Below are 1,654 nucleotides of genomic sequence, written 5' to 3' on the forward strand. Positions count from 1 at the left end.
CCAGCCCTTTCAACGCGAACAAATGAACTAGTAGGGGAGAATCAATAAAAGTCTTAATCTGGCTAGGTTCTAAGACATAAAACAGTTTGAAGCAGACATGAAAATGCTTGAAATCGTCCTCCACCAGATTTAAGTTCAAACCAGAAATATTAGCTTTTGTTTTGAGTATTCTGATGGATGTTTAAAAGTCGCGCAGTTGAAATGTGCCGATGTTTACTGTCAACGATTAAAGGTTCTCGCTTTTTCTTAACGCCACGAATCGCTTTGAGAAAACGTTTAAGTTCAACTCTGGCAGACAGAGATTGCAAAACTAAAACCAATTGGTCAACGGAAAATGTCTCAAATGCTTGCCAATGGACTGCTGGAATCGCAATCATCATTCCCCGGTAAGTGCCTTGAATTTCATCAACTAGATAGAAATCTGACAAGCCAGCATCAATTTTGCCGACTCCATGTACACTGCCTAATGCAGCTTTGAGAGTGGCAAGAATGTTGTATGTTGCTAATGCCATAGAAAACGAAAACAAGGCAGCTTTGGGATAGGCTAAGGTTTGAATTTCGCCATGAAAATTCTCAGTTACAGTTTGAAACAGGGTTTCCAGACTCCAGCGATGACGATACAGTTGAGCGATTTTGGCAGCAGGTGCATCACTAGGGGGTAAATTGGTCAAAATGGCGATTTCCCATTCCTTGCCTCGGGTCGGTTTGAATAATTTCAGTAAAATCCGACGACATTTGAGTAAATTTCCCTCATAATTAATTTCAACTTCCTGCTCAAACAAATTTCCTGTATCTGTTTGACCGAGAGCTTTTAATTGCGAGAGTTGTTGATAACCTAACGACCCATGTTGACGAACCACAAAGAAAGCTTGAAAGCTTGCAATCTTGAACAAAAACTTAGCTGTACAAAAATTCCGATCTCCATTCCAAACTTCATTTGCTTTGACGCTCAACAGCACATCATCAAATAAACTACGCTCTTGGGGATGACCATCAGCACATGGAAATATATCTATGACTAGCTTTGAAAGTGGATCTGAGACTACTATTGCTTTCCCTGGTAATGCCTTGGCTGCAAATGAGCGAATTGCATTTAATCGATGCTCTGTTGCCGCTAAACATGTCCCATCAACAATTCTGAGTTGATATCCTGGTAATGGATTTGGCTGTTCTCCTCCCATTGAAGAAATTAGCGATCGCAAATCCTGAGCTGTTTCTCTTACTAATGCTTGACTGACACTTAATTCCACACCGCAGAGCTTGTTATATAGTGCTGTGGTACTGACAATCAAGTTTGCGGCTGTTGCTCTGTACGCGGCATGAACCGATTTCTGTATTCCACACACCACCAAACTCATCAAATCAACTTGGCTAGAAAATAGTAACTCTTGCTGGTACTGCACTTGAGCATGGTTTTCAAATAATTTATCCATTCTTGCTGGTGCAAATACTCGCTCCATTAAGCCTCTTGCCATAACACTTATTGGACTTTCTTGCACAAATTGTTCAAAGATGGCGGATAGCATTTTGACACCCACAACGGTTGAATATGTTGAGGATACATTGAAGTCGTACCGCACATTCCATACTGCGACTGGGTTTCAGCTTTGAAGACAGTAGTTCATTTGTTCGCGTTGAAAGGGCTGGGTGGGCA

At 41.3% G+C, this 1,654-nt stretch carries 1 protein-coding gene; it reads right to left on the reverse strand.

The genetic code is table 11. The annotated features are described in order from the left end of the window. Positions 1 to 149: 149 nt before the first annotated feature. Positions 150 to 1,526 carry a transposase gene (locus BV372_RS33100; protein WP_086691513.1) on the reverse strand — a complete coding sequence of 459 codons (1,377 nt, stop codon included), beginning with the start codon at positions 1,524 to 1,526 and terminating at the stop codon, positions 150 to 152. Positions 1,527 to 1,654: the final 128 nt, after the last annotated feature.

This window comes from Nostoc sp. T09 (assembly GCF_002154695.1).
GTDB lineage: Bacteria > Cyanobacteriota > Cyanobacteriia > Cyanobacteriales > Nostocaceae > Aulosira.

What these genes read in the sequence shown, in the direction of transcription:
- BV372_RS33100 (WP_086691513.1), bottom strand. Translation starts at nt 1,526, where the DNA reads ATGCTATCCGCCATCTTTGAACAATTTGTGCAAGAAAGTCCAATAAGT.